Raw genomic sequence first — 20,291 nt, forward strand, 5'->3', positions numbered from 1 at the left:
GCGCAGACGCGGGCGGTCAGGACAGCTCGACCTCGCGGTCGCCCGCCTGGCCGCCCTTCTTCCAGCCGTCCGCCTCGACGTCGTTGACCCAGGTCGCGCCGCTGTAGCCGACGCGCCGCAGCTGGTACTTCTCCGCGTACGCCACCGACCAGGACGCCACCAGCCAGCCCCGCTTCTTCGTCGTGATCGACGGATCGCCGAGCGCCCTGGCCAGCTGCTTGCGTGCCTCGGCGGTCCTGGCCTGCGGCGCGGGCGTCTGCTTGGGCGGCGGATACCAGCAGTGGACGGACTTGGGCACCCGGCCGGTGAAGGCGGCGGCCAGGATCTTGGCGTCCTGCTCGTGCTGCGCGTACGCGTAGCCGCCCGCCGACCGCTGCACCTCCTGGGCCGCCTCGGCCAGCGGCAGCTTGCGGTAGTTCTTGACCTTCACCAGGGCGGCGAAGAACTTGTTGCTGGCGTAGACCGGGTCCATCAGCTGCTTCTTGCGCCCCCAGCCCTGCGACTCGCGCTGCTGGAACACGCCCACCGAGTCGCGGTCGCCCCAGGAGAGGTTGCGCAGCTTCGACTCCTGCAACGCGGTGCCGTACGCGATGACGACGGCCCGCTCGGGCAGGCGGCGGCGGGCCGCGACCGCGGCGATGGTCGCGGAGACCTGCGCCTGCTCCGGATCGAGGGTCAGGACGCCCTCGGGGGTGCGCACCATGCAGTAGGCCTCCGGGAGGACCAGCGGCGTCGCCCGCTTGAGCAGGAGGTAGAGCCCCACGGAGACGCCGACGGCGAGCACCACGACGATGATCGCGATGGTGATGACTCCACGGGAGAAGCGCAGGCGCACCCTGAAGAACCTACCCGGCCGGATAAGCTCCGTGGCCATGAGTCACGTGATGTCCCCGGTGGTGGACGAGCTGTGGGAACGACGCGCGGAGCTGTCCCCGGCCGACGTGGAGGCGCGCATCCAGGTGGTCGGCGCCGTCGACCTGCTGGACAAGGGTGAGGCGAGGGTCGCCCGCCTGGTCGGCGGCGAGGTCGTGGTGGACGAGCGGGCCAAGCGCGCGATCCTGCTCGCCTTCCGGCTGCTGGGCATGGCACGTTCCCAGGTGGGCGACTTCCAGCACCACGACAGGGTGCCGCTCAAGACCTCCTTCGAAGGGGTGCGGGTGGTGCCGGGCGCCATCGCGCGGTGGGGCTCGTACCTGGCGCCGGGGGTGGTGCTGATGCCGTCGTTCACGAACATCGGCGCGTACGTGGACTCGGGCACCATGGTCGACACGTGGGCCACGGTGGGCTCATGCGCCCAGATCGGGAAGAACGTGCACCTGTCCGGCGGAGTGGGCATCGGCGGCGTCCTGGAGCCGCCGGGCGCGGTGCCGGTCGTCGTGGAGGACGACGCGTTCATCGGCAGCCGCTCGATGATCGTCGAGGGCGCGCGGGTGGGCCGGGGCGCGGTGATCGGGGCGGGCACGATCCTGTCCGGCACGATCCCCGTGATCGACGTCCAGACGGGCGAGGAGCTGGCCAGGGGCAGGGTGCCCGACTGGTGCGTGGCGGTCGGCGGCACGCGGCAGAAGGAGTTCCCCGGCGGCACGTTCGGGCTGCCGTGCGTGCTGGTGATCAAGCGTCTGGAGCCGGAACAGCGGCACGACAAGGCGGCACTCAACGAGGTGCTGCGCGAACATGGAGTGAACACCTGATGCTGGACCTGACACAGGACGTACGCGCGCTGACCGCCGCGATCGTGGACATCGAGTCGGTGAGCGGCGACGAGAAGGCCCTGGCCGACGCGGTCGAGCGGGCGCTGTCCGCGCTGCCGCACCTGAAGGTCGACCGCTCCGGCGAGACGATCGTGGCCCGCACCGACCTCGGCCGGGCCGAGCGGGTGCTGATCGCGGGCCACCTCGACACGGTCCCGGTCGCGGCCAACCTGCCCAGCCGGGTGGAGGGCGACCTGCTCTACGGCTGCGGCACCTCCGACATGAAGGCGGGCGTGGCGGTCGCGCTGAAGCTGGCGGCCACCGTCCCGGCCCCCAACCGCGACGTGACGTACGTCTTCTACGACTGCGAGGAGATCGAGGCCGAGCGCAACGGCCTGACCAGGGTCGCCAGGGACCACCCCGAGTGGCTGGCGGCCGACTTCGCGGTGCTGATGGAGCCGACCGACGGCGTGATCGAGGGCGGCTGCCAGGGCACCCTGCGCGCCGACGTCACCGTGGCCGGCAAGCGGGCCCACAGCGCGAGGTCGTGGTTCGGGGTCAACGCCGTCCACGGCATCGAGCCGGTGCTGGCCAGGCTCAACGCCTACGAGGCGCGGCTGCCGGTGGTCGACGGGCTGGAGTACCACGAGGGGCTCAACGCGGTCGCGGTGCGCGGCGGCGTGGCCGGCAACGTCATCCCCGACGAGTGCGTGGTCACCGTCAACTACCGTTTCGCCCCCGACCTGACGGTCGAGCAGGCCGAGCAGCACGTGCGCGAGGTGTTCGAGGGCTACCAGGTGAGCTTCCTCGACGCGGCGCCCGGGGCGCGGCCCGGCCTGACGCATCCCGTGGCCGCCGCCTTCGCCGCCGCGGTCGGCGGCACCCCGCGCGCCAAGCTGGGCTGGACGGACGTCTCCCGCTTCTCCGCGCTCGGCGTCCCGGCCGTGAACTACGGCCCCGGCGACCCCAACCTGGCACACCAGCAGGGCGAGTACGTGTCGCTGCCGAAGATCACGGAGAGCGAGCGGGCCCTGCTCAACTGGCTGACAAAATGAAAGTGGCTTTCCTCGCCGGCCATTTGGCGGGGAAAGCCACTTTCAGTCCCGAGCAGCACCCTCGGCAGTTAGACGCAGGGGGGTCGAAATTCGGTTCCCTGCTTTTCCCAAGATTTTTTCGGCGCCTTCATCTGGCCTTCGACCTGCGCGTTCATCCTCGAAGTGTCCGCTTCGGCGGGCGCGGCCCAGGTCGGGAACGGCGCCGCGGGCCGGTACGGAGAGGACTAGCGTGACCACCATGGAACAGAAGCAACGAGCCGAACGCCGTCAGGGGCAGGCGGTCGTGCGCGGGAGTCTCGTCCCCAGCTCCACCCACGACCAGCGGCTGCTCGACCGGCAGGGTCCGTCCGACTGGGTGCACATGGACCCGTGGCGGGTGCTGCGCATCCAGGCCGAGTTCGTGGAGGGGTTCGGCCAGCTCGCCGAGCTGCCCGCGGCGATCACGGTCTTCGGCTCGGCCCGCACCCCCGAGGGCACCCCCGAGTACCAGATGGGCCGGCGGCTCGGCCGGGCGCTGGCCGAGTCCGGCTACGCGGTGATCACGGGCGGCGGCCCCGGCGTCATGGAGGCGGCCAACCGGGGCGCCTCCGAGGTCGAGGGCGCGGTGTCGGTCGGGCTCGGCATCGAGCTGCCGTTCGAGCAGCGCATGAACGACTACGTCGACCTCGGCATCGAGTTCCGCTACTTCTTCGTGCGCAAGACGATGTTCGTCAAGTACTCGCGCGGCTTCATCGCCCTTCCCGGCGGCTTCGGCACGCTCGACGAGCTCTTCGAGGCGCTGACGCTGGTCCAGACCCACAAGGTCACCTCGTTCCCGGTCGTGCTGATGGGCTCGGAGTTCTGGGGCGGCCTGCTCGACTGGATCAAGAGCACCCTGCTCGGCACCGGCAAGATCGCCGCCCAGGACCTCGACCTGATCTCCGTCACCGACGACCCCGACGAGGCCGTGCGGATCATCGCCGACTCCGACAGGGCCCGCTCCCACCAGCGGGAGGAGGAGCTGGAGGCCGCCGCCGCCCAGACCGCGGAGCCCCAATAGGCTGTCGGCCCGTGAACATCTGCGTCTTCTGCGCCTCCAGCCTCCGCATCGACAGGAAGTACGTCGACCTGGCCGAAGAGGTGGGCGCCGAGCTCGCCAGGCGTGGTCACACGCTGGTGAGCGGCGGCGCCACGGTCTCGTGCATGGGCGCGGTCACCTCCGCCGCCCGCGCCGCCGGCGGGTTCACGGTCGGTGTGATCCCGCAGGTGCTGGTGGACATCGAGGTGGCCGACACCGAGTCCGACGAGCTGATCGTCACCGACGGCATGCGCGAGCGCAAGGGCGTCATGGACGCCCGCTCCGACGCCTTCCTCGTGCTGCCCGGCGGCATCGGCACGCTGGAGGAGCTGTTCGAGATCTGGACGGCGCGGGTGCTCGGCATCCACGACCGCCCGCTGGTGGTCCTCGACCCCTGGGGCCTGTACCAGCCGCTGCGGCAGCTCGTCTCCGGCATGCACGCCGAGGGCTTCACCCGGGCCGACGTCTTCGACGCGATCTCCTGGACGACCACGGTCGAGGAGGCGTTCGCCCACCTCGAAGCGCGTCCGCAGCCGGTCCGTCCGAGCGTCGCCGAGCTGGGTGAGGCCACCGGCTGAGCAGCCTGCCCCGATTGCCCGCACTTGTGGTGGATCGCTGAACGTGCTCGTCCATATGAGTACGATGCCAATGTGCTGGTCATACTCGCCATCGCCGCGATCGCCATCCTGGCCTGCGTGGTCCTGGTCTCCCTCGGCAGAGGCGGGGAGCTGACCGAGTTCCCGCCGGACGTCCCGCCGCTCGACCTGCCCGAGGCCGGACAGCTCACGGCGGTCGACTTCATGGCGCTGCAACTGCCGGTCAACCTGGTCGGCTACCACACGCAGAGCGTCGACGAGACCCTGCGCCGGGCCGCCCAGGCCATCAGCGCCCGCGACACCAGGATCGCCGTCCTGGAGCAGCGCGTGTCGGAGCTGCTGTCCAGCCGCCTGCACGCGCGCCAGGAGATCTACGCCACGCCCGGGGCCGGGCTGCGCACCGACCACGAGCCCGAGGCGCCCGCCGCGCCCAGGGAGCTGCCGGAGTCCGGCGACCCGGTCACGTCGAGCGGCGCGACGGTGGAGTGGGCGGGCGAGCCGGAGCTGCGCGACCCGTCGGAGGAGCCGGACTGGCACGTCCCCGAGCAGGACGACCCCAAGACCGACGAGCCCGAGAAGGACGACGACGACTCCATGCGCGCGTCCCTGGGCGAGGACAAGGACAAGGACAAGGACGGGGACGAGCGCCCGTGACCGAACTCATCCGGTGCACCTGGCCGGGCATGGGTGACCCGCTGTACATCACCTACCACGACGAGGAGTGGGGCCGCCCGGTCAGGGGCGACGACGAGGTCTTCGAACGCGTGGCGCTGGAGGCGTTCCAGTCGGGCCTGTCGTGGCTGACGATCCTGCGCAAGCGGGAGAACTTCCGCGCCGCCTTCGACGGCTTCTCGGCCGTCAAGGTGGCCGCCTACACCGAGCGCGACGTCGAACGGCTGCTCGGCGACGCCGGGATCGTCCGCAACCGGGCCAAGATCGAGGCCGTCATCGGCAACGCCAGGGCCGCGCTCGACCTGCCCGAGGGCCTGTCGGAGCTGGTGTGGCGGTTCGCCGACCCCGACGCCCCGGTGCCCCGGACGATGGCCGACGTGCCGGCCATCACCCCCGGCTCCAAGGCCCTGGCCAAGGAGCTGCGCAAGCACGGCTTCAAGTTCGTCGGCCCGACCACCGCGTACGCGCTGATGCAGGCGATCGGGCTGGTCAACGACCACATCGAGGGCTGCCTGGCCCGCTGAGCGGCTCCTGAGCGCCGCCGCTCAGCGGCCCCTGAACACCGGCCGCTCCTTGGCCAGGAAGGCGCGGGTGGCGTCCTGGTGGTCCTCGGTGGCCACGCACGCGTCCTGCAGGTCGGCCTCCAGCGCGAGCGAGTCGGCCAGCGAGTGCGTGGCGGAGTGGGCCAGCGCGCGCTTGGTGGCGGCGTAGGCCGTGGTCGGCCCGGCGGCCAGGCGTACGGCCAGCTCGTGAGCGGTCTTCGGCAGGTCGTCGGCGGGCACCACGCGCGTGACCAGCCCCAGATCGAGCGCGGCGGACGCGTCGAGCGGCTCGCCGAGCAGCAGCAGCTCGGTCGCGCGGCCCCGGCCGACCAGGCGCTGCAACGTCCAGGACGCGCCGGAGTCGGGGGCCAGCCCGATGCCCGCGAACGCCAGCGCGAACTTGGCCTTGTCGGAGGCGACGCGCAGGTCGCAGGCGAAGGCCAGGGCCGCGCCCGCGCCCGCGGCGACGCCGTTGACCGCCGCCACGACCGGCTTGGGCATGGTCGCGATCAGCTCGACGATCGGGTTGTAGTGCTCGCGCACGGTGTCGGCCAGCCCGCGGCCCGCGGCCAGGTTGGCGGCGTGCTCGCGCAGGTCCTGGCCCGCGCAGAAGGCCCGGCCGGAGCCGGTGAGCAGCACCGCCCTGACCTCGGGGTCGGCCGCCGCCCTGCCGACCGCCGCCAGCAGCGCGGCCTTGACCTCGGCCGTGAGCGAGTTCATCGACTCCGGCCGGTCGAGGGTGACGGTGGCGACGGCGTCGGCCATGTCGTAACGGATCACATGAGCTCCCTGTCGACGAACGCGGCGGCTGCGGGCAGCAGCCTGGTGGCCTCCTGCTCGAAGAACGTGCGGGCCTTCTCGCCCGGCCAGCCCGCGGGCAGCAGCTCGGCCGGCAGCCCGGGGTCGCGGAACAGGAAGTTGCGCCAACCGTGCACCAGTCTGCTCCTGGTGGCGAACACCCGGTTGGGCGGGGCGTCCTCGGGCAGGGTGCTGATCAGCGTGACAGCTTCGGCGTGCCAGTGCTCGTACGCCTCGCCGATGGCCGCCAGGTCCCAGGCCCGCGCCACCAGCTCGCGCGGGTCGCCCTCCAGCGCCGCGTCGAACCGGTCGGCCCGCACGCTCTCGCCGTCCAGCAGGTTGTCCAGCTCGATGGAGGAGCGCGGCCCGATCCACGTCGTCTCCGACAGGCAGGCGTAGCCGAGGAAGGTCAGGTCGGCCCTGATCCGCTCCCGGCGCTGGCGCTCCCTGACCGGCTCGATGACGATCACGTGCCAGCGGCCGTGCCAGGCGAGTGTCCCTGATCGGTAAATTCTCAGCGCTGCCTCATCCAGGCGCCTGACACACTTCGGCGTGAGCCCGTAGCCGGCTCCCTGGGGCAGCCGCAGCGGGCGCAACCAGCCCTGCCGGACCATCCGCGAGACCGCCGTGCGGACGGCCGGAGCGGCGATTTCCAGGGGGTTCATGAGCCGTACGAGCGCGGCCACGGTCGCCTGCCCACCGCGTGAACGCAGGTGGTCTCCGTACAGGTCGAAGAGAGCGGCGCGAGCGTGCACGAAGTCCAGTTTGGACGCCATCGCCTGGCTCGACAACGCATTCTGGGAGGAGATCGTTACCCATGAGGGCTCTCGATGCGGGAGAATAGGACATCACAGAAGACGTGAATGCGCCGACCACCCCCTCGGGCGGTCGGAAATCGCGGGCCGCGGGAGCCCAAGGCAGGAAGGGATGCACGCATGGCGGCGATGAAGCCGCGGACCGGCGATGGTCCGCTCGAGGTCACCAAGGAAGGGCGCGGCATAGTCATGCGGGTCCCTCTCGAAGGTGGCGGCCGGCTCGTCGTGGAGATCTCCGCCGACGAGGCAAAGGCGCTCGGCGAGGCGTTGAAGAACGTCGTCGGCTGAGCGCTCCCGAGACAACCTGATCCTCCGACCCTGGCGTAAGTCCGGCGCCAGGGTCGCTGACGTTTGGAGGGTTCCGTGCCCATCGAGACCACCGTCTCCGCGGTCGCCGAGGTTCCTGAGGGCGCCGAGCTGCTGGCCGTGCCCTACGCCGCCGACCTGCGTCCCTCTGTCGAGCCGTACGTCGAGCTGCACCTTCCGGTCGCCGACCTGCTGGCCCACTACGAGGCCAAGGGCGAGGCGGGCGAGATCGTCGAGGTCCCGGTGGCGCGGGCGGGCGGAATCGGGCGCGTGCTCCTGTACGGAGTCGGCGACGGCTCGCCGCGGGCGTTGCGCAGGGCCGGCGCGGCGCTGGCGCGCAAGGTCAAGGGCCGCGACACGCTGACCGTGGTGCCGCCCGAGGGCGACGTCGCGGCCTTCGCCGAGGCCGCGCTGCTGGCCGGATACACCTTCAAGATCGGCAAAGAGGGCCGGAAGGGCGTGCGGGCGATCGAGTTCGCCGGCGCCGACGCGGAGCCGCTGCGCCGGGCCGAGGTCGTGGCGGAGGCCGTCGCGCTGGCCCGCGACCTGGCCAACATGCCGTCCTCGGTCAAGCATCCCGCCTGGCTCGCCGAGCGCGCCGCCGAGCAGGGCCTGCCGGTGCGGGTGTGGGACGAGGAGCAGCTCCAGGCCGAGGGGTTCGGCGGCATCCTGGCCGTCGGGCGCGGCTCGGTCCGCCCGCCCCGGCTGATCCAGCTCTCCTACGTCCCCGAGCAGCCGGCCGAGCGGCACGTCGTGCTGGTGGGCAAGGGCATCACGTTCGACTCGGGCGGCCTGTCGCTCAAACCGACCGAGAACATGAAGACCCAGAAGACCGACATGGCGGGCGGTGCGGTGGTGATCGCCGTGCTGGCCGCGCTGGCCCGGCTGGGCGCCCCCGTACGCGTGACCGGCCTGATCGCCGCCGCCGAGAACATGCCGTCCGGCACCGCCCAGCGTCCCAGCGACGTCATCAGGCACTACGGCGGCCGCACGGTCGAGGTGCTGAACACCGACGCCGAGGGCCGGCTCGTGCTGGCCGACGCGCTGGCCTACGCCGACGCCGAGCTCGACCCCGACGCAGTCGTGGACATCGCCACCCTCACCGGGGCCATCTCCGTGGCGCTCGGCCGGAACGTCGGCGCCGTCTACGCCTCCGACGAAGACCTGGCCGCCCAGCTGCTGGCCGCCGGTCAGGCCAGCGACGACCGGCTCTGGCGCATGCCGCTGATCGACGACTACGCCCCGGCCCTGGAGTCGTCGATCGCCGACCTGGCCAACGTCGAGAGCGGCTCCCGCTACGGCGCCGGGTCCATCACGGCGGCGCTGTTCCTGCGGGAGTTCGCGGGCAAGCGCCCGTGGGCGCACCTCGACATCGCCGGGGTCGGCCGCAGCACGGTCGACGAGGGCACCCTGACCAAGGGCGCGACCGGGTTCGGCGTGCGCGTGCTGCTGGAGTGGCTGACCCGGGGCTGACCCGGGCGGCTCGGGCTAGTCGGCGATCTTCACGGCGGCCAGCAGGCCGTCGCCCAGGGGCATGAGCACCGACCGCAGCCGGTCGTCGCCCTGCACCAGCTTGCCCAGCTCGCGCAGCGAGACCGTGTCCGGGTCGCGCTGCGTGGGGTCGGCCACCCGGTCGTGCCACAGGGCGTTGTCGAAGGCCACCACGCCGCCGACGCGCAGCAGGCGCACCGCCTCGGCCAGGTAGTCGACGTACTCCTGCTTGGCGCCGTCGGCGAAGACCATGTCGTAGCCGCCGTCGGAGAGCCGGGGCAGCACGTCGAGCGCCCGGCCCGAGATCAGCCGCACCCGCCCGCCGGAAAAGCCCGCCTCCGCGAACGCCTGCCGGGCCAGCCGCTGGTGCTCGGGCTCGACGTCGACGCTGGTCAGCGTGCCGTCGCCGCGCATGCCGCGCAGCAGCCACAACCCCGAGACGCCGCAGCCGGTGCCGATCTCGACGACCGACTTGGCGTTGACGACGGTGGCGAGGAAGCAGAGCGCCGCCCCGCCCCCGGGAAGGATGGGCACCGCACCCATCTCCAGCCCGCGCTGACGCGCCGCGTGCAGGATCTCATCCTCGTGATGGAACTGCTCCGCATAGGCCAGAGTGGCCTCCACCGGACTGGTCATCGGCCTCCTCCCCCCACTTTCGTGCGATTGGTCACCGATCGCAGCCTAGGGGAGTCACGCCTGCACGGGAACTCAGGACGGTCCGAAGGCGTTGCAGGTTTAAACGGGCTTTGCCGGTCCGGAAGGCAGGCAGTGCGCACGAAGGGACGAAACCAGGCACTATGACGGTAGCGGTGGTCCCAGAGAGAGGAGTGCTGGTGGACGAAAGCGACCACCAGGCGGATACTCCCGTGTCGTCTGATTGGATGCCTCCCACATGGGAGGAAGTGGTGCGGACTCACTCCGCACGCGTGTACCGGCTGGCGTACCGGCTTACCGGCAATGTCCACGATGCCGAAGACCTCACGCAGGAGGTCTTCGTCAGGGTCTTCAGGTCGCTGTCGAGCTACACCCCCGGCACGTTCGAGGGCTGGCTGCACCGGATCACGACGAACCTGTTCCTCGACATGGCGCGGCGCAAGCAGCGCATCCGGTTCGAGGGGCTGGCCGACGACGCCGCCGAGCGGCTGCGCGGCCGTGAGCCGTCGCCGGCGCAGGCGTTCGACGACGCCCACCTGGAGCCCGATATCCAAGCCGCCCTCGACGCGCTCGCCCCCGAGTTCCGGGCCGCGATCGTGCTGTGTGACATCGAGGGCCTGTCCTACGAGGAGATCGCGGCCACGCTCGGCGTCAAGCTGGGTACGGTCCGAAGCCGTATTCACCGTGGCCGGGCGCAGTTGCGGGAGGCGCTCGACCATCGAGCCCCCCGTACTACCCAACTCCCCCCGTCCGTGATCAGTGGGGAGGAAGTCTGATATGGCTCATCTAGGAGAACGCGTTTCGGCGCTCGTCGACGGAGAGCTGAACCACACCGAGCGCGATCGCGCGCTCGCCCACCTGACCTTCTGTGCTGACTGCCGGCGGGAGGTCGAGTCGATGCGGGCGCTGAAGTCGCGCCTGCGCTCGCTCGACGGCCCGGCGATGCCGGCCGATCTGACCATGTCGCTGCTGCGCATGGCGGAGCCGGGCGGGCCGCTGCCGCCGAGGGAGCGCCCTTTTCCTACCCGTACGTTCGGGGGGGTGCCCATTCCTGGGCCCCACAGCATCGCGCCCCTGGACAACCGCCCGCGCCGGGACGCCACCGCTGGGGCCTCGGGCCCTGGGCGGGGCGGTAGGCGACGCGGGGCCTACGTCGCGGTGGGCGTGGTGTCCGCCGCCGTCGCACTCGGCACCTTCTTCGCGGTCTCGGGCACAGGGCCCCAGACCTCGCCGCCGCCGGTCGAGCTCTGGCGGGTCCAGCACTCACCGGCCACCAGCGCGCCGCCCACCGCCACGCCTTGAACCGGGGGCTCGCCTGGGATACTCGGGTGGCGTAGTCGACGATGCCAGGGGCATACGATCTGGGTTCGGGATTTGTCGCAAACAAAGCCTTTTATGACCCTCGTATGCCGCCAGAGCAAAGATTGCGGTGGCCGAGCAAGGAGTGGTGAGACGTAGATGACCGACGAGACGCGCCCGGGCGAAGGACGCACGACGTCGGACTTCCCCGAGCCACAGGGGCGGCCGGAGTTCCTGCCCGCCGACGAGCCGGGCGAGCAGGCGGACCGCCGGTCCGACCCGCCCGCCTCGTTCGGCGCGTCCTGGGGCGACCCGTCGGGCCGCTCCGACACCCCGGGCGTGTCACCGTACGAACCGCCGGGCCGCTCCGACAGCCCGGTGTCGGCTTACGAGCCGCCGAGTCGTTCGGAGAGCCCGGCGTCGCCGTACGAGCCGCCGGGCCGTTCCGATGGTGTGCCGCCGCACGACGGGGGCACGCGGGCGTACGAGGGCCCGTCGTTCGAGAGCCCCGCCGGGCCGCGAGGGTTCGAGAGCCCGTTCGAGAGCCCTGGCGGCACGCGGGCCTACGACACCCCGTCCTTCGGGCCGGCGGACACCGGGCCGCGGCCGATGCAGCCGCCGCCCTTCATGGGCGCGTACGGCGGCAACCACCCGCCGCCGCCGCGGCAGGCCCTGGGCATGGGCCCGGGTTGGGCGCCCCCGCCCCAGGGCGGGCCCGGCGCGGGCGCGCTGCCCAGGCGCGGACTCAACGTCGGCGCGCTGATCGCGATCGCCGTGGCCATCGCGCTGGTGGCCTCCGTGCTCGGCAGCCTCGGCACGTACCTGCTGACCAGGTCGGGCAGCAGCGGCACCGACCCCTCCTACAGCCTCGGCCCGGCCCCGACGGGCGCGACCAACAGGGCGCCCGACTCGGTGGCCGGCGTGGCCGCACGGGTCCTGCCCAGCGTGGTCTCGCTGGAGGTCGGCAACGGCACCAACACCGAGGGCGCCTCCGGCTCCGGATTCCTGATCAAGAACGGCTACGTGGTGACCAACAACCACGTGGTCGCCATGGCCGCCAAGGGCGGCGAGATCAAGATCATGTTCAACAACCGCAAGACCACCGCGGGCCGCATCGTCGGCCGCGACCCGGGCTCCGACCTGGCCGTGGTCAAGCCCGAGGAGACCTTCGGCACGCCGGAGATCACCCTCGGCAACTCCGACCAGGTCGTGGTGGGCGACCCGGTGATCGCCATCGGCTCGCCGCTCGGCCTCAGCGGCACGGTCACCACGGGCATCGTCAGCTCGCTCAACCGGCCGGTCATCGCCGGCGACGAGACGGGCGCCGCCACCGAGGAGCCCGCCTACATCAGCGCCATCCAGACCGACGCCGCCATCAACCCCGGCAACTCCGGCGGCCCGCTGGTCAACGGCCGGGGCGAGGTGGTCGGGGTGAACTCGGCCATCGCCACCCTCAGTCGTTCGGTGAACAGCCAGAGCGGCAGCATCGGCCTGGGCTTCGCGATCCCGGTGAACCAGACGCGGCGGGTGGCCGAGGAGCTGATCACCACGGGCAAGGCCAAGCGTCCCAAGATCGGCATCGTGCTGGACAAGGACTACAAGGGCCAGGGCGTGCGCATCGCCTCCGAGCCCGCCGAGGGCCGCCAGCCGGTCGACGCCAACGGCCCCGCCGACAAGGCCGGGCTGAAGGCGGGCGACGTCATCCTGGAGGTCGACGGGCTGGCGCTGCAGGACGGCAACGAGCTGATCGCCCTGATCCGCAGCAAGGCGCCGGGCGCCAAGATCACCATCAAGTACCAGCGCGCCGGAGCGGAACGCACCGCCACCCTGACCGTCGTCGCCGACGATCAGCCGGCTCCCACCCCGTCCTGAGTGATATGACCCATGGGGGACGGTTCAGCCACGGGCTGGAGCCTTTAGTCTGTGGAGAGGATTGCGGACTGCGGGTAGGAGCGTACGGTGTTCGGACTCGGGTGGATGGAGGTCGGAGCGCTGATCGTCATCGCGCTCCTGGTCTTCGGTCCTGACAAGTTGCCGCAGGCCGCCTCGCAGGCGGGCAAGACGCTGCGCAACCTGCGGCGCATGGCCAACAACGCGCGCGACGACCTGCGGGCGGGCCTCGGGCCGGAGTTCCAGAACTTCGACCCCGCCGACCTCAACCCGAAGAACTTCGTCCGCAAGCACCTCCTCGACGAGCTGGAGGACGACTGGAACGGCCGCCCCAAAGATCTGGAGCCGGCCGCCGTCGCGTCCTACGACGCCGCTGAGCCGCCCTCGGAGCTCGCCTATGGCGAGCTGCCCCCTTACGACTCCGAGGCCACCTGACACACCCTGCAGACGCGCGACGGGCCCGCCCAGCTTCCGCTGGGCGGGCCCGTCTTCGCGTGAGCGGGTCAGGAACGGTTGGGCGCGAGGCCGAGCTGCATGCCCTTGATGCTGGAGGAGCGCTTGCTCAGACCGGCGGCGATCTTGCGCAGCTCCGCGGCGGCGGGCGAGTCGGGGTCGGTCAGCACCAGCGGCTTGCCCTCGTCGCCGCCCTCGCGCAGGCGCAGGTCGATCGGCACCTGGCCGAGCAGCGGGACGCGGGCGCCCAGCGTGCGGGTCAGGGCGTCGGCGACGGTCTGGCCGCCGCCCTCGCCGAACACGGCCACGCGCTCGTCGCAGTGGGGGCAGGGCAGCCAGGACATGTTCTCGATGACGCCGGCGATCTGCTGGTGGGTCTGGGCGGCGATCGAGCCGGCCCGCTCGGCCACCTCGGCGGCGGCCTGCTGGGGCGTGGTCACGACCAGGATCTCCGCCGACGGGAGCCGCTGCGCCACCGAGATGGCGATGTCGCCGGTGCCCGGCGGCAGGTCGAGCAGCAGGACGTCGAGGTCGCCCCAGTAGACGTCGGCCAGGAACTGGTGGAGCGCCCGGTCGAGCATCGGGCCGCGCCACACGACCGGCGTGTTGCCCTCGGGCTTGAACATGCCGACGGAGATGACCTTGATGTCGTGCGCCGACGGCGGCATGATCATGTCCTCGACCTTGGTGGGACGCTCGGCGGCGCCCAGCATGCGAGGAATGCTGTGACCGTAGATGTCGGCGTCGACGATGCCGACCTTGAGGCCGTTGGACGCCATCGCGGCGGCCAGGTTGACCGTGACCGACGACTTGCCCACGCCGCCCTTGCCGCTCGCGACGGCGAAGACGCGGGTCAGCGAGCCGGGCTGGTTGAACGGGATCTCCTTCTCCGGGCCCCGGTCGCCCCGCAGCTTGGTCTGCAGGGTCTTGCGCTGCTCGGCGCTCATGACGTCGAGCTCGATCTGGACGTCCGTCACGCCGCCGACCTTGCCGACCGCCGTCTTCACGTCGCGGGTGATGGTGTCCTTCATCGGACAGCCTGACACGGTGAGGTAGACGCCCACCCGGACCGCGCCGTCGGGGGCGATCTCGATGTTCTTGACCATGTCGAGGTCCGTGATCGGGCGACGGATCTCGGGGTCGATGACGGTGGCGAGGGCGGCCGTCACCTGTTCCTGGGTTGGTGCCATCGAAGTCTCGGCACGAGGGAGTGCCGTCCCTCCTTAGTCGGTCTATGTGTGACAGGCGCTGAAAGCCAGTGAGAAATGCCCCTCAATGGTATGAACCAGGGGCGCCGCTCAGTTAATCCGCGCTGTTAGGTGTCTGTGCAACAACGTCTAAGGTTACTGCGTGACTCTGCTGCGCGACGAGGGGCTCACCGCCGAGGAGCTGGCGGTCTGGCGGATGTTGCAGCGGGCCCAGGTGCGCATCGCCCGCCGCCTGGAGGCCGAGCTGCTGGTGGCCCACGATCTGCCGCTGGCCTCGTACGAGGTGCTGGCGCAGCTCGCCGAGGCGCCGGGGCGGCGGCTGCGCATGAACGACCTGGCCGGCCGCGTGCTGCTCTCGCGCAGCGGGCTGACCAGGCTGATCGACCGGTTGCAGCGCCACGGGCTGGTCGGGCGGGAGGCGTGCTCCGACGACGCCCGCGGGCTGTTCGCGGTGCTGACCGAGCCGGGCGCCGCGCGGCTGGCCGAGGCCACGCCGACCTACCTGCGCGGGGTCAAGAACCAGTTCCTCGACCTGCTGGGCGCTGGCGACCTCGGCGAGGTGCGGGCGCTGCTGGCCAGACTCGACGTCACTGACGTTTGTTGAGCTCCTCCAGCAGCCGGCCGAGCTCGGCGCGCAGGTAGTCGCGGGTGGCGACCTCGTTGAGTGCCAGGCGCAGGCCGGCGATCTCGCGGGTGAGGTACTCGATCTCGGCCTGGTTGCGGTCGGCGGCCTCGCGGTCCTGCTCGTACTGGATGCGGTCGCGGTCGTCCTGGCGGTTCTGGGCGAGCAGGATGAGCGGCGCGGCGTAGCTGGCCTGGAGCGACAACATCAGCGTGAGGAAGATGAACGGGTACGGGTCCCACTTGAGCGCCGGGGGAGCGGCGACGTTCCAGATCACCCAGATCGCCACGAACACCGTCATGTAGACGATGAAGCGGGCCGTGCCGAGGAAGCGGGCGATGCGTTCCGAGAGGCGGCCGAACGCCTCGGGGTCGTAGTGCGGGCGCAGCGAGCGGCGCAGCGCCCGAGGCTGGTCGAGCCGGTCAATGGTCACGGTCGTCCCCCTCGCGCCAGTCGTCGGGAAGCAGGTGGTCGAGGACGTCGTCGACGGTCACCGCGCCGACCAGCCGGCCCAGCTCGTCCACGACCGGGGCGGCGACCAGGTTGTAGTTGGCCAGGAAGGCGTGGACCTGGCGCAGGGTGAAGTCGGGCCTGATCGGGTCGAGCGAGGGGTCGAGCACGCGGCCGAGCAGCGTCGAGGGCGGCTCGCGCAGCAGCCGCTGGAAGTGCGAGACCCCCAGGTACGTGCCGGTCGGCGTCTCGGTGGGCGGCCTGGTCACGTAGACCTGGGCGGCGACGGCGGGCGGCAGGTCCTGCTGACGGATGTGGGCCAGCGCCTCGGCCACCGTCGCGTTGGGCGGCAGGACGACCGGCTCGCTGGTCATCACGCCGCCCGCGGTGTCGTGGGCGTAGGTCAGCAGCCGCCGCACCGGGGCCGCCTCGCCGGGCTCCATGAGCGCCAGCAGCCTGGCCGCCTGGTCCTCGGGCAGGTCGTGCAGCAGGTCGGCGGCGTCGTCGGGGCTCATCTCCTCCAGGACGTCGGCGGCCCGTTCGGGTTCGAGGGTGCCGAGGATGCCGATCTGGTCGTCGGGCGGCAGCTCCTCCAGCACGTCGGCCAGGCGGTCGTCGGCGAGCTCGCGGGCGATCTCGATGCGCCGCTTGCTGGGCAGCTCGTGCAGGGCGCTGGCCATGTCGGCGGCGCGCAGGGACTCGAACGCGGCGATCAGCCCGGCCGCGCCCTGGTCCTTCTGCAGGGTGTCGAAGCCGGACACCTCGGTCCAGCCGACCGTCCTGGGCTCGCGCCGGCGGCCTTTGAAGAGCGCGACCTTGGTGATCTCCCATCGGGACGGCAGGGTCTCCTCCATGGCGACGTCGTAGACGGTCATGGGCTCGTCGCCGACGCGCACGGGCAGGTCGAGCACCTCGCCGATGACCAGGGTCTCCGAGGCGCGCTGCTCGAACCTGCGCATGTTCAGCCGCCCGGTGAAGACGACCGCGCCCGCCTCGATGCGGCGCACGCGGGTGATCGGCAGGAACACCCGGCGGCGCGGCTGCACCTCGACGACCATGCCGTGCACCTGAGGGTTGCCGGTGATGCGCAGGCCCACGACCACGTCGCGGACCCGGCCGATCTGATCGCCCGTGGGGTCGAAGACGGGGGTCCCCGCCAGCCGGGCCACGAAGATCTTCACGTGGGCCAGGCTAACAGTGAGACGCCGTTGCGCCCCGGTTGCCTGGCATGTCAGTATCAAACGCATTTAACGCTGATTACTGGGCACTAGGGGTACACCATGAGGCTGGCGGGGCTCGCACTGGCATTCGTGTCGTCGTGTTGTTTCGCGTTCTCCGGGCCGATGGCCAAGTACCTCATCACCGCCGGGCTGGCGCCGGTCGAGGCCGTCTGGACCCGGATGGCGGGCGCCGGGCTGCTGCTGGTCGCGGTGCTGGCGGTGGTCAAGCCGCGGGCCCTGCGCATCCCGCGGGCCCGGCTGCCGTTCCTCGGGCTCTACACCGTGATGGCCGTCGCGGGCGTGCAGTCGCTCTACTTCGTCGCCATCACCCGGCTGCCGGTGGGGATCGCGCTGCTGCTGGAGTTCATGGCGCCGGTGATGGTGGTGGCCTGGGTCAGGCTCGTCCGCAAGGTACGCCTGGCCGGGGCGGCGTACGTCGGCGCGGTGATCGCGTTCGTCGGCCTCGCGATCGTCGTCGAGGCGTGGCAGGGCATGCGCCTGGACGCGGTCGGCCTGCTCCTCGGCCTGCTGGCCGGGGCGTGCTGCGCCGGGTACTTCCTGATGGGCGACAGCATGGGCCCCGACATCGACCTGCTCGGCCTCGTCGCCTGGGGCATGGTCGGCTCGGCCGTCGTGCTCATCCCCTTCGCGCGGCCCTGGGACATCCCCTGGGAGGCCTTCACGGTCTCCGTCGCCCCGCAGGGCGGCACGACGCTGCCGGTGCTGGGGGCGTACCTGTGGCTGGTGCTGGTGGCGACCGCGCTGGCGTACATCCTCAGCATGAACATGGTGCGGCGGCTGTCGGCGGCGGTGGGGGCGACGGTCGCCTCGCTGGAGGTCATCGGCGGCGCGGTGGTCGCGTGGGCGCTGGTCGGCGAGACGCTGGGGGTGTTCCAGATCGTCGGCGGGCTGATCGTGCTCGGCGGCGCGCTGCTCGCCCAGACCGCCACCTCGGGCGGCGGACCGGCCCCCGCCCCGGACCGGCCGGCCGAGATCACCGCCCAGGTGTGAGCCCGGCCGCCGCGGGCCGGGCGTGGCTGAGCGTCAGCGTTCCGGTGTGAGGCGCAGGACGGTCGAGTCGCGGGCCCAGCGCTCGGTCAGGTGCTCGCTGTCGGGGGCGTTGAGCCGCTCCTTGGCCAGCACCGCCACGGCGTCGGCCGCCGCGGCCTGGTCGACGACCGAGACCGCCGCGTCGAACTCCACCAGCCGCGCGCCGTTGTCCTTGCTGCGCAGCGTCACCCGCACCCGGTCGAGCGCGCCGAGCCCCGGCAGGTCCTGCTCGCCGCCGCCGGTCACGAGGTAGATGGCGCCGTCGTGCCAGGCGTGCCAGGCCAGGCGCGGGCGGTCGAGGGCGAGCCAGAGGATGCCGGACTTCTTGGCGCCCTCCTCGATGGCCGCGATGTCGTCGCTCACGATCAGACTGTAACCCTCCGAACCGCTCGGGGCCCGCGCGCGTTCCATCGGTATGCGGTCGTTCATCCTCGTGCTCCTCCTCGTCGCGGGCTGCGGCGCCGCCGGTCCGGAACCGCCGTCCGGGTGCGGGGCCTCCGCCCGTACGGGCCCGCTGGACCCGCGCGTCCTGCGGCAGACCGTGTACGACTACCCGGCGTCCCCGACGCCCGAGGCGCTGGCCGGGAAGGTGGAGACCGTCGTCACCGGCCATGTGACGGGCTGGGTCGCCGGGCCCGTGGTCGAGGAGGGCATCCCGGGGGACCGCACGCATTACGTCCTCATGCGCACCCAGGTCGGCGAGCGGCTCAAGGGCGCCGCAGCGGACGTCGCGGACGTCGCCTTCTACCAAGGGGCGGCGGTGGACGACGCGGGCACGCCGGTCCACAACGTGGCCGACTTCGCCCGCGCGGTGCCCCCGGGCACCCGGGTGCTGCTGTTCATGAACCGCGCCAGACCGACCGGCAAGGTCGTCGAGGGACGCCCGCTCGCCTGGTCGACGCCCCCGCAGGGCGTGATCCTGCACGAGGTGACCGACGACCCCGGCGGCCGGGCCGTCGGCGGCAGGGACGAGATCTTCTCCTCGACCGGCTGGAACCAGCCGTGCGGCATCGACGGCCTGATCGCCCGCCTGCGCGCCCACGGAGTCACCGGCTGAACACTTTGCCCTTTTCTGGTGTCCGCCGGGTGCTCTGTCGGGGAGAACCGCATTCATGGGGATCGTCTCACGCGGCTTCGCCGGAAAACACTTCCGGCGGCCGCGGCCGGAGCTGGCCGGGCGGGTGCCGCCGGGGCAGTACCTGGCCGAGGGCTTCCCGGTGCTCACCGCGGGGGCGACGCAGCACATCCGGACCGAGCGGTGGTCGTTCACCGTCAGGGGCGGCGCGGGCGAGCCCACCTGGACGTGGACGGACCTGCTGTCGCTGCCCGCCGAGCAGATCACCGTGGACATCCACTGCGTCACCCACTGGAGCAAGCTCGACACCACCTGGACGGGCGTGTCCCTCGACCGGCTGCTGACCGGCGCCGACCGGGCGGCCGGGTACGCCCTGGCCGTCAGCTACGGCGGCTACGCCACCAACCTGCCGGTCGAGGAGATCGTGGACGGCAAGGCGTGGCTGGTCTACGCCTACGAGGGCGCGCCGATCCCGCCCGAGCACGGCGGCCCGGTGCGGATGCTGGTGCCCGCCCACTACCTGTGGAAGAGCGCCAAGTGGATCCACGAGCTGTGGCTCATGGACGAGGACCGCCCAGGCTTCTGGGAGCGGTCCGGCTATCACAACTTCGGGGACCCATGGCGGGAACAGCGGTACTACGACGACTGACCTGGCAGCCGGCCACGATCGCCGAGGTCGTCCCGGAGACCGACCAGACGCGTACGTTGCTGCTCGACGTGCCCGGCTGGCCGGGACACCGCGCCGGTCAGCACGTGGACGTGCGGCTGACGGCCGACGACGGCTACCAGGCGACCCGGGCGTACTCGCTGGCCGGCGCGCCCGGCGAGCGGCCCTCGATCACCGTGGTCGGGGTGCCGGGGGGCGAGGTGTCGCCGTACCTGGTGGAGGTGGCCGAGCCCGGCGACCAGGTGGAGGTGCGCGGCCCGATCGGCGGCTACTTCGTGTGGGAGCCCATGCCGGAGCGGCGGCCGCTGCTGCTGGTCGCGGGCGGGTCCGGCGTGGTGCCGCTGCGCTCGATGCTGCGCCACCGCGCCCGGCTGGGCGACGGCACCCCGGTACGGCTCGTCTACTCCGTACGCGACCCCGGCCAGGTGATCTACCGCGACGAGCTGGAGTCCGCCGGCGCCGAGGTGACCTTCGTCTACACCCGCTCGGCCCCCACCGACTGGCCCGAGCCCGTCGGCCGGGTGGACCGCTCGCAACTGGTCCGGCTGGCCTGGCCGCCCGCCCACGAGCCGCTGGCCTACGTCTGCGGCCCGACCGCGTTCGTCGAGCACGTCGCCGCGATCCTCACCGCCCTGGGCTACCCGCCCACCGACATCCGCACCGAGCGGTACGGCTAGGAG

25 protein-coding genes are annotated in these 20,291 nt (G+C 71.9%); 17 read left to right on the forward strand and 8 right to left on the reverse strand.

The window, feature by feature from the left end; translation table 11 throughout:
* Nucleotides 1-16: 16 nt before the first annotated feature.
* Nucleotides 17-874: a hypothetical protein gene (locus AB0J46_RS31465; RefSeq protein ID WP_364337835.1), complete on the reverse strand. Its 858-nt coding sequence runs from the start codon at nt 872-874 to the stop codon at nt 17-19.
* On the opposite strand from AB0J46_RS31465, the gene AB0J46_RS31470 reads away from it, so the two are divergent.
* The 6 genes from AB0J46_RS31470 (at nt 873) to AB0J46_RS31495 (ending at nt 5,595) form a co-directional block, all read left to right on the forward strand.
* Nucleotides 873-1,691: a 2,3,4,5-tetrahydropyridine-2,6-dicarboxylate N-succinyltransferase gene (locus tag AB0J46_RS31470; RefSeq protein WP_352325370.1), complete on the forward strand. Its 819-nt coding sequence runs from the start codon at nt 873-875 to the stop codon at nt 1,689-1,691. The two genes, AB0J46_RS31465 and AB0J46_RS31470, sit on opposite strands and share 2 nt — an antisense overlap.
* On the forward strand, nt 1,691-2,746 hold the full coding sequence (dapE, locus tag AB0J46_RS31475) for a succinyl-diaminopimelate desuccinylase (protein WP_364337836.1): 1,056 nt from the start codon (nt 1,691-1,693) through the stop codon (nt 2,744-2,746). The genes AB0J46_RS31470 and dapE overlap by 1 nt, the downstream gene beginning before the upstream one ends.
* Before the next feature lie 238 nt (nt 2,747-2,984).
* A complete protein-coding gene (locus AB0J46_RS31480) occupies nt 2,985-3,785 on the forward strand; it encodes a TIGR00730 family Rossman fold protein (RefSeq protein ID WP_357974346.1) in 801 nt (266 codons plus the stop codon).
* Between the two features lie 11 nt (nt 3,786-3,796).
* Nucleotides 3,797-4,381 (forward strand): TIGR00730 family Rossman fold protein, encoded by a 585-nt coding sequence (locus tag AB0J46_RS31485; protein ID WP_364337837.1) that lies wholly within the window; start codon nt 3,797-3,799, stop codon nt 4,379-4,381.
* 72 nt (nt 4,382-4,453) lie between these two features.
* Nucleotides 4,454-5,053, forward strand: coding sequence for a hypothetical protein (locus AB0J46_RS31490; RefSeq protein WP_364337838.1), 600 nt, complete (start codon nt 4,454-4,456; stop codon nt 5,051-5,053).
* Entirely contained in the window at nt 5,050-5,595 is a 546-nt protein-coding gene (locus AB0J46_RS31495) for a DNA-3-methyladenine glycosylase I (protein WP_364337839.1), read from the forward strand. The genes AB0J46_RS31490 and AB0J46_RS31495 overlap by 4 nt, the downstream gene beginning before the upstream one ends.
* Nucleotides 5,596-5,616: 21 nt before the next feature.
* Here AB0J46_RS31495 and AB0J46_RS31500 read toward each other — a convergent pair whose 3' ends face one another.
* Nucleotides 5,617-6,378: an enoyl-CoA hydratase-related protein gene (locus tag AB0J46_RS31500; protein WP_352353138.1), complete on the reverse strand. Its 762-nt coding sequence runs from the start codon at nt 6,376-6,378 to the stop codon at nt 5,617-5,619.
* Nucleotides 6,379-6,389: 11 nt separating this feature from the next.
* Nucleotides 6,390-7,187: a PaaX family transcriptional regulator C-terminal domain-containing protein gene (locus tag AB0J46_RS31505; RefSeq protein ID WP_364337840.1), complete on the reverse strand. Its 798-nt coding sequence runs from the start codon at nt 7,185-7,187 to the stop codon at nt 6,390-6,392.
* Between the two features lie 159 nt (nt 7,188-7,346).
* Between AB0J46_RS31505 and AB0J46_RS31510 the strand changes: the two genes are divergently transcribed.
* Both AB0J46_RS31510 and AB0J46_RS31515 read left to right on the forward strand, forming a co-directional pair.
* Nucleotides 7,347-7,514, forward strand: a complete 168-nt coding sequence (locus tag AB0J46_RS31510; protein ID WP_020545024.1) for a DUF3117 domain-containing protein — start codon at nt 7,347-7,349, stop codon at nt 7,512-7,514.
* Between the two features lie 75 nt (nt 7,515-7,589).
* The gene (locus AB0J46_RS31515) at nt 7,590-9,005 is read left to right on the forward strand and encodes a leucyl aminopeptidase (protein WP_364337841.1); all 1,416 of its coding nucleotides are present in this window, start codon (nt 7,590-7,592) and stop codon (nt 9,003-9,005) included.
* Nucleotides 9,006-9,020: 15 nt separating this feature from the next.
* On the opposite strand, the gene AB0J46_RS31520 is transcribed toward AB0J46_RS31515, so the two are convergent.
* On the reverse strand, nt 9,021-9,659 hold the full coding sequence (locus AB0J46_RS31520; protein WP_352325381.1) for an O-methyltransferase: 639 nt from the start codon (nt 9,657-9,659) through the stop codon (nt 9,021-9,023).
* A gap of 161 nt (nt 9,660-9,820) precedes the next feature.
* Here AB0J46_RS31520 and sigE point away from each other — a divergent pair, with 161 nt between their 5' ends.
* From sigE to AB0J46_RS31540, 4 genes are all read left to right on the forward strand, one after another.
* Nucleotides 9,821-10,453: an RNA polymerase sigma factor SigE gene (gene sigE, locus AB0J46_RS31525; protein ID WP_364337842.1), complete on the forward strand. Its 633-nt coding sequence runs from the start codon at nt 9,821-9,823 to the stop codon at nt 10,451-10,453.
* 1 nt (nt 10,454) lies between these two features.
* On the forward strand, nt 10,455-10,979 hold the full coding sequence (locus AB0J46_RS31530) for an anti-sigma factor (protein ID WP_352325383.1): 525 nt from the start codon (nt 10,455-10,457) through the stop codon (nt 10,977-10,979).
* A 156-nt stretch (nt 10,980-11,135) separates the two neighbouring features.
* A complete protein-coding gene (locus AB0J46_RS31535; RefSeq protein ID WP_364337843.1) occupies nt 11,136-12,848 on the forward strand; it encodes a trypsin-like peptidase domain-containing protein in 1,713 nt (570 codons plus the stop codon).
* Nucleotides 12,849-12,935: 87 nt separating this feature from the next.
* Nucleotides 12,936-13,301 (forward strand): sec-independent translocase, encoded by a 366-nt coding sequence (locus tag AB0J46_RS31540; RefSeq protein ID WP_358294385.1) that lies wholly within the window; start codon nt 12,936-12,938, stop codon nt 13,299-13,301.
* A gap of 68 nt (nt 13,302-13,369) precedes the next feature.
* On the opposite strand, the gene AB0J46_RS31545 is transcribed toward AB0J46_RS31540, so the two are convergent.
* Entirely contained in the window at nt 13,370-14,509 is a 1,140-nt protein-coding gene (locus AB0J46_RS31545; RefSeq protein ID WP_358294384.1) for an Mrp/NBP35 family ATP-binding protein, read from the reverse strand.
* A gap of 160 nt (nt 14,510-14,669) precedes the next feature.
* On the opposite strand from AB0J46_RS31545, the gene AB0J46_RS31550 reads away from it, so the two are divergent.
* The gene (locus AB0J46_RS31550) at nt 14,670-15,131 is read left to right on the forward strand and encodes a MarR family transcriptional regulator (protein WP_364337844.1); all 462 of its coding nucleotides are present in this window, start codon (nt 14,670-14,672) and stop codon (nt 15,129-15,131) included.
* Here the strand turns inward: AB0J46_RS31550 and AB0J46_RS31555 are convergent.
* Nucleotides 15,115-15,582: a DUF1003 domain-containing protein gene (locus AB0J46_RS31555; protein ID WP_364098742.1), complete on the reverse strand. Its 468-nt coding sequence runs from the start codon at nt 15,580-15,582 to the stop codon at nt 15,115-15,117. The genes AB0J46_RS31550 and AB0J46_RS31555 overlap by 17 nt on opposite strands.
* A complete protein-coding gene (locus AB0J46_RS31560; RefSeq protein ID WP_358294611.1) occupies nt 15,572-16,774 on the reverse strand; it encodes a CBS domain-containing protein in 1,203 nt (400 codons plus the stop codon). Before AB0J46_RS31560 ends, AB0J46_RS31555 begins: the two co-directional genes overlap by 11 nt.
* Nucleotides 16,775-16,879: 105 nt before the next feature.
* Here AB0J46_RS31560 and AB0J46_RS31565 point away from each other — a divergent pair, with 105 nt between their 5' ends.
* The gene (locus AB0J46_RS31565; protein ID WP_364337846.1) at nt 16,880-17,830 is read left to right on the forward strand and encodes an EamA family transporter; all 951 of its coding nucleotides are present in this window, start codon (nt 16,880-16,882) and stop codon (nt 17,828-17,830) included.
* A gap of 33 nt (nt 17,831-17,863) precedes the next feature.
* On the opposite strand, the gene AB0J46_RS31570 is transcribed toward AB0J46_RS31565, so the two are convergent.
* Nucleotides 17,864-18,232, reverse strand: coding sequence for a hypothetical protein (locus AB0J46_RS31570; RefSeq protein ID WP_352319219.1), 369 nt, complete (start codon nt 18,230-18,232; stop codon nt 17,864-17,866).
* Between the two features lie 52 nt (nt 18,233-18,284).
* Between AB0J46_RS31570 and AB0J46_RS31575 the strand changes: the two genes are divergently transcribed.
* Genes AB0J46_RS31575 through AB0J46_RS31585 form a run of 3 tightly spaced genes read left to right on the forward strand, consistent with a single transcriptional unit; the run spans nt 18,285 to nt 20,288 of the window.
* Nucleotides 18,285-18,926 carry a hypothetical protein gene (locus AB0J46_RS31575; protein WP_364337847.1) on the forward strand — a complete coding sequence of 214 codons (642 nt, stop codon included), beginning with the start codon at nt 18,285-18,287 and terminating at the stop codon, nt 18,924-18,926.
* Between the two features lie 55 nt (nt 18,927-18,981).
* The gene (locus AB0J46_RS31580; protein ID WP_352319223.1) at nt 18,982-19,593 is read left to right on the forward strand and encodes a molybdopterin-dependent oxidoreductase; all 612 of its coding nucleotides are present in this window, start codon (nt 18,982-18,984) and stop codon (nt 19,591-19,593) included.
* Nucleotides 19,563-20,288: a ferredoxin reductase gene (locus tag AB0J46_RS31585; protein ID WP_364337848.1), complete on the forward strand. Its 726-nt coding sequence runs from the start codon at nt 19,563-19,565 to the stop codon at nt 20,286-20,288. Before AB0J46_RS31580 ends, AB0J46_RS31585 begins: the two co-directional genes overlap by 31 nt.
* The last annotated feature ends 3 nt before the right edge of the window (nt 20,289-20,291 follow it).

It is taken from the genome of Nonomuraea sp. NPDC049758 (assembly GCF_040674635.1).
Taxonomy (GTDB): Bacteria; Actinomycetota; Actinomycetes; order Streptosporangiales; family Streptosporangiaceae; genus Nonomuraea.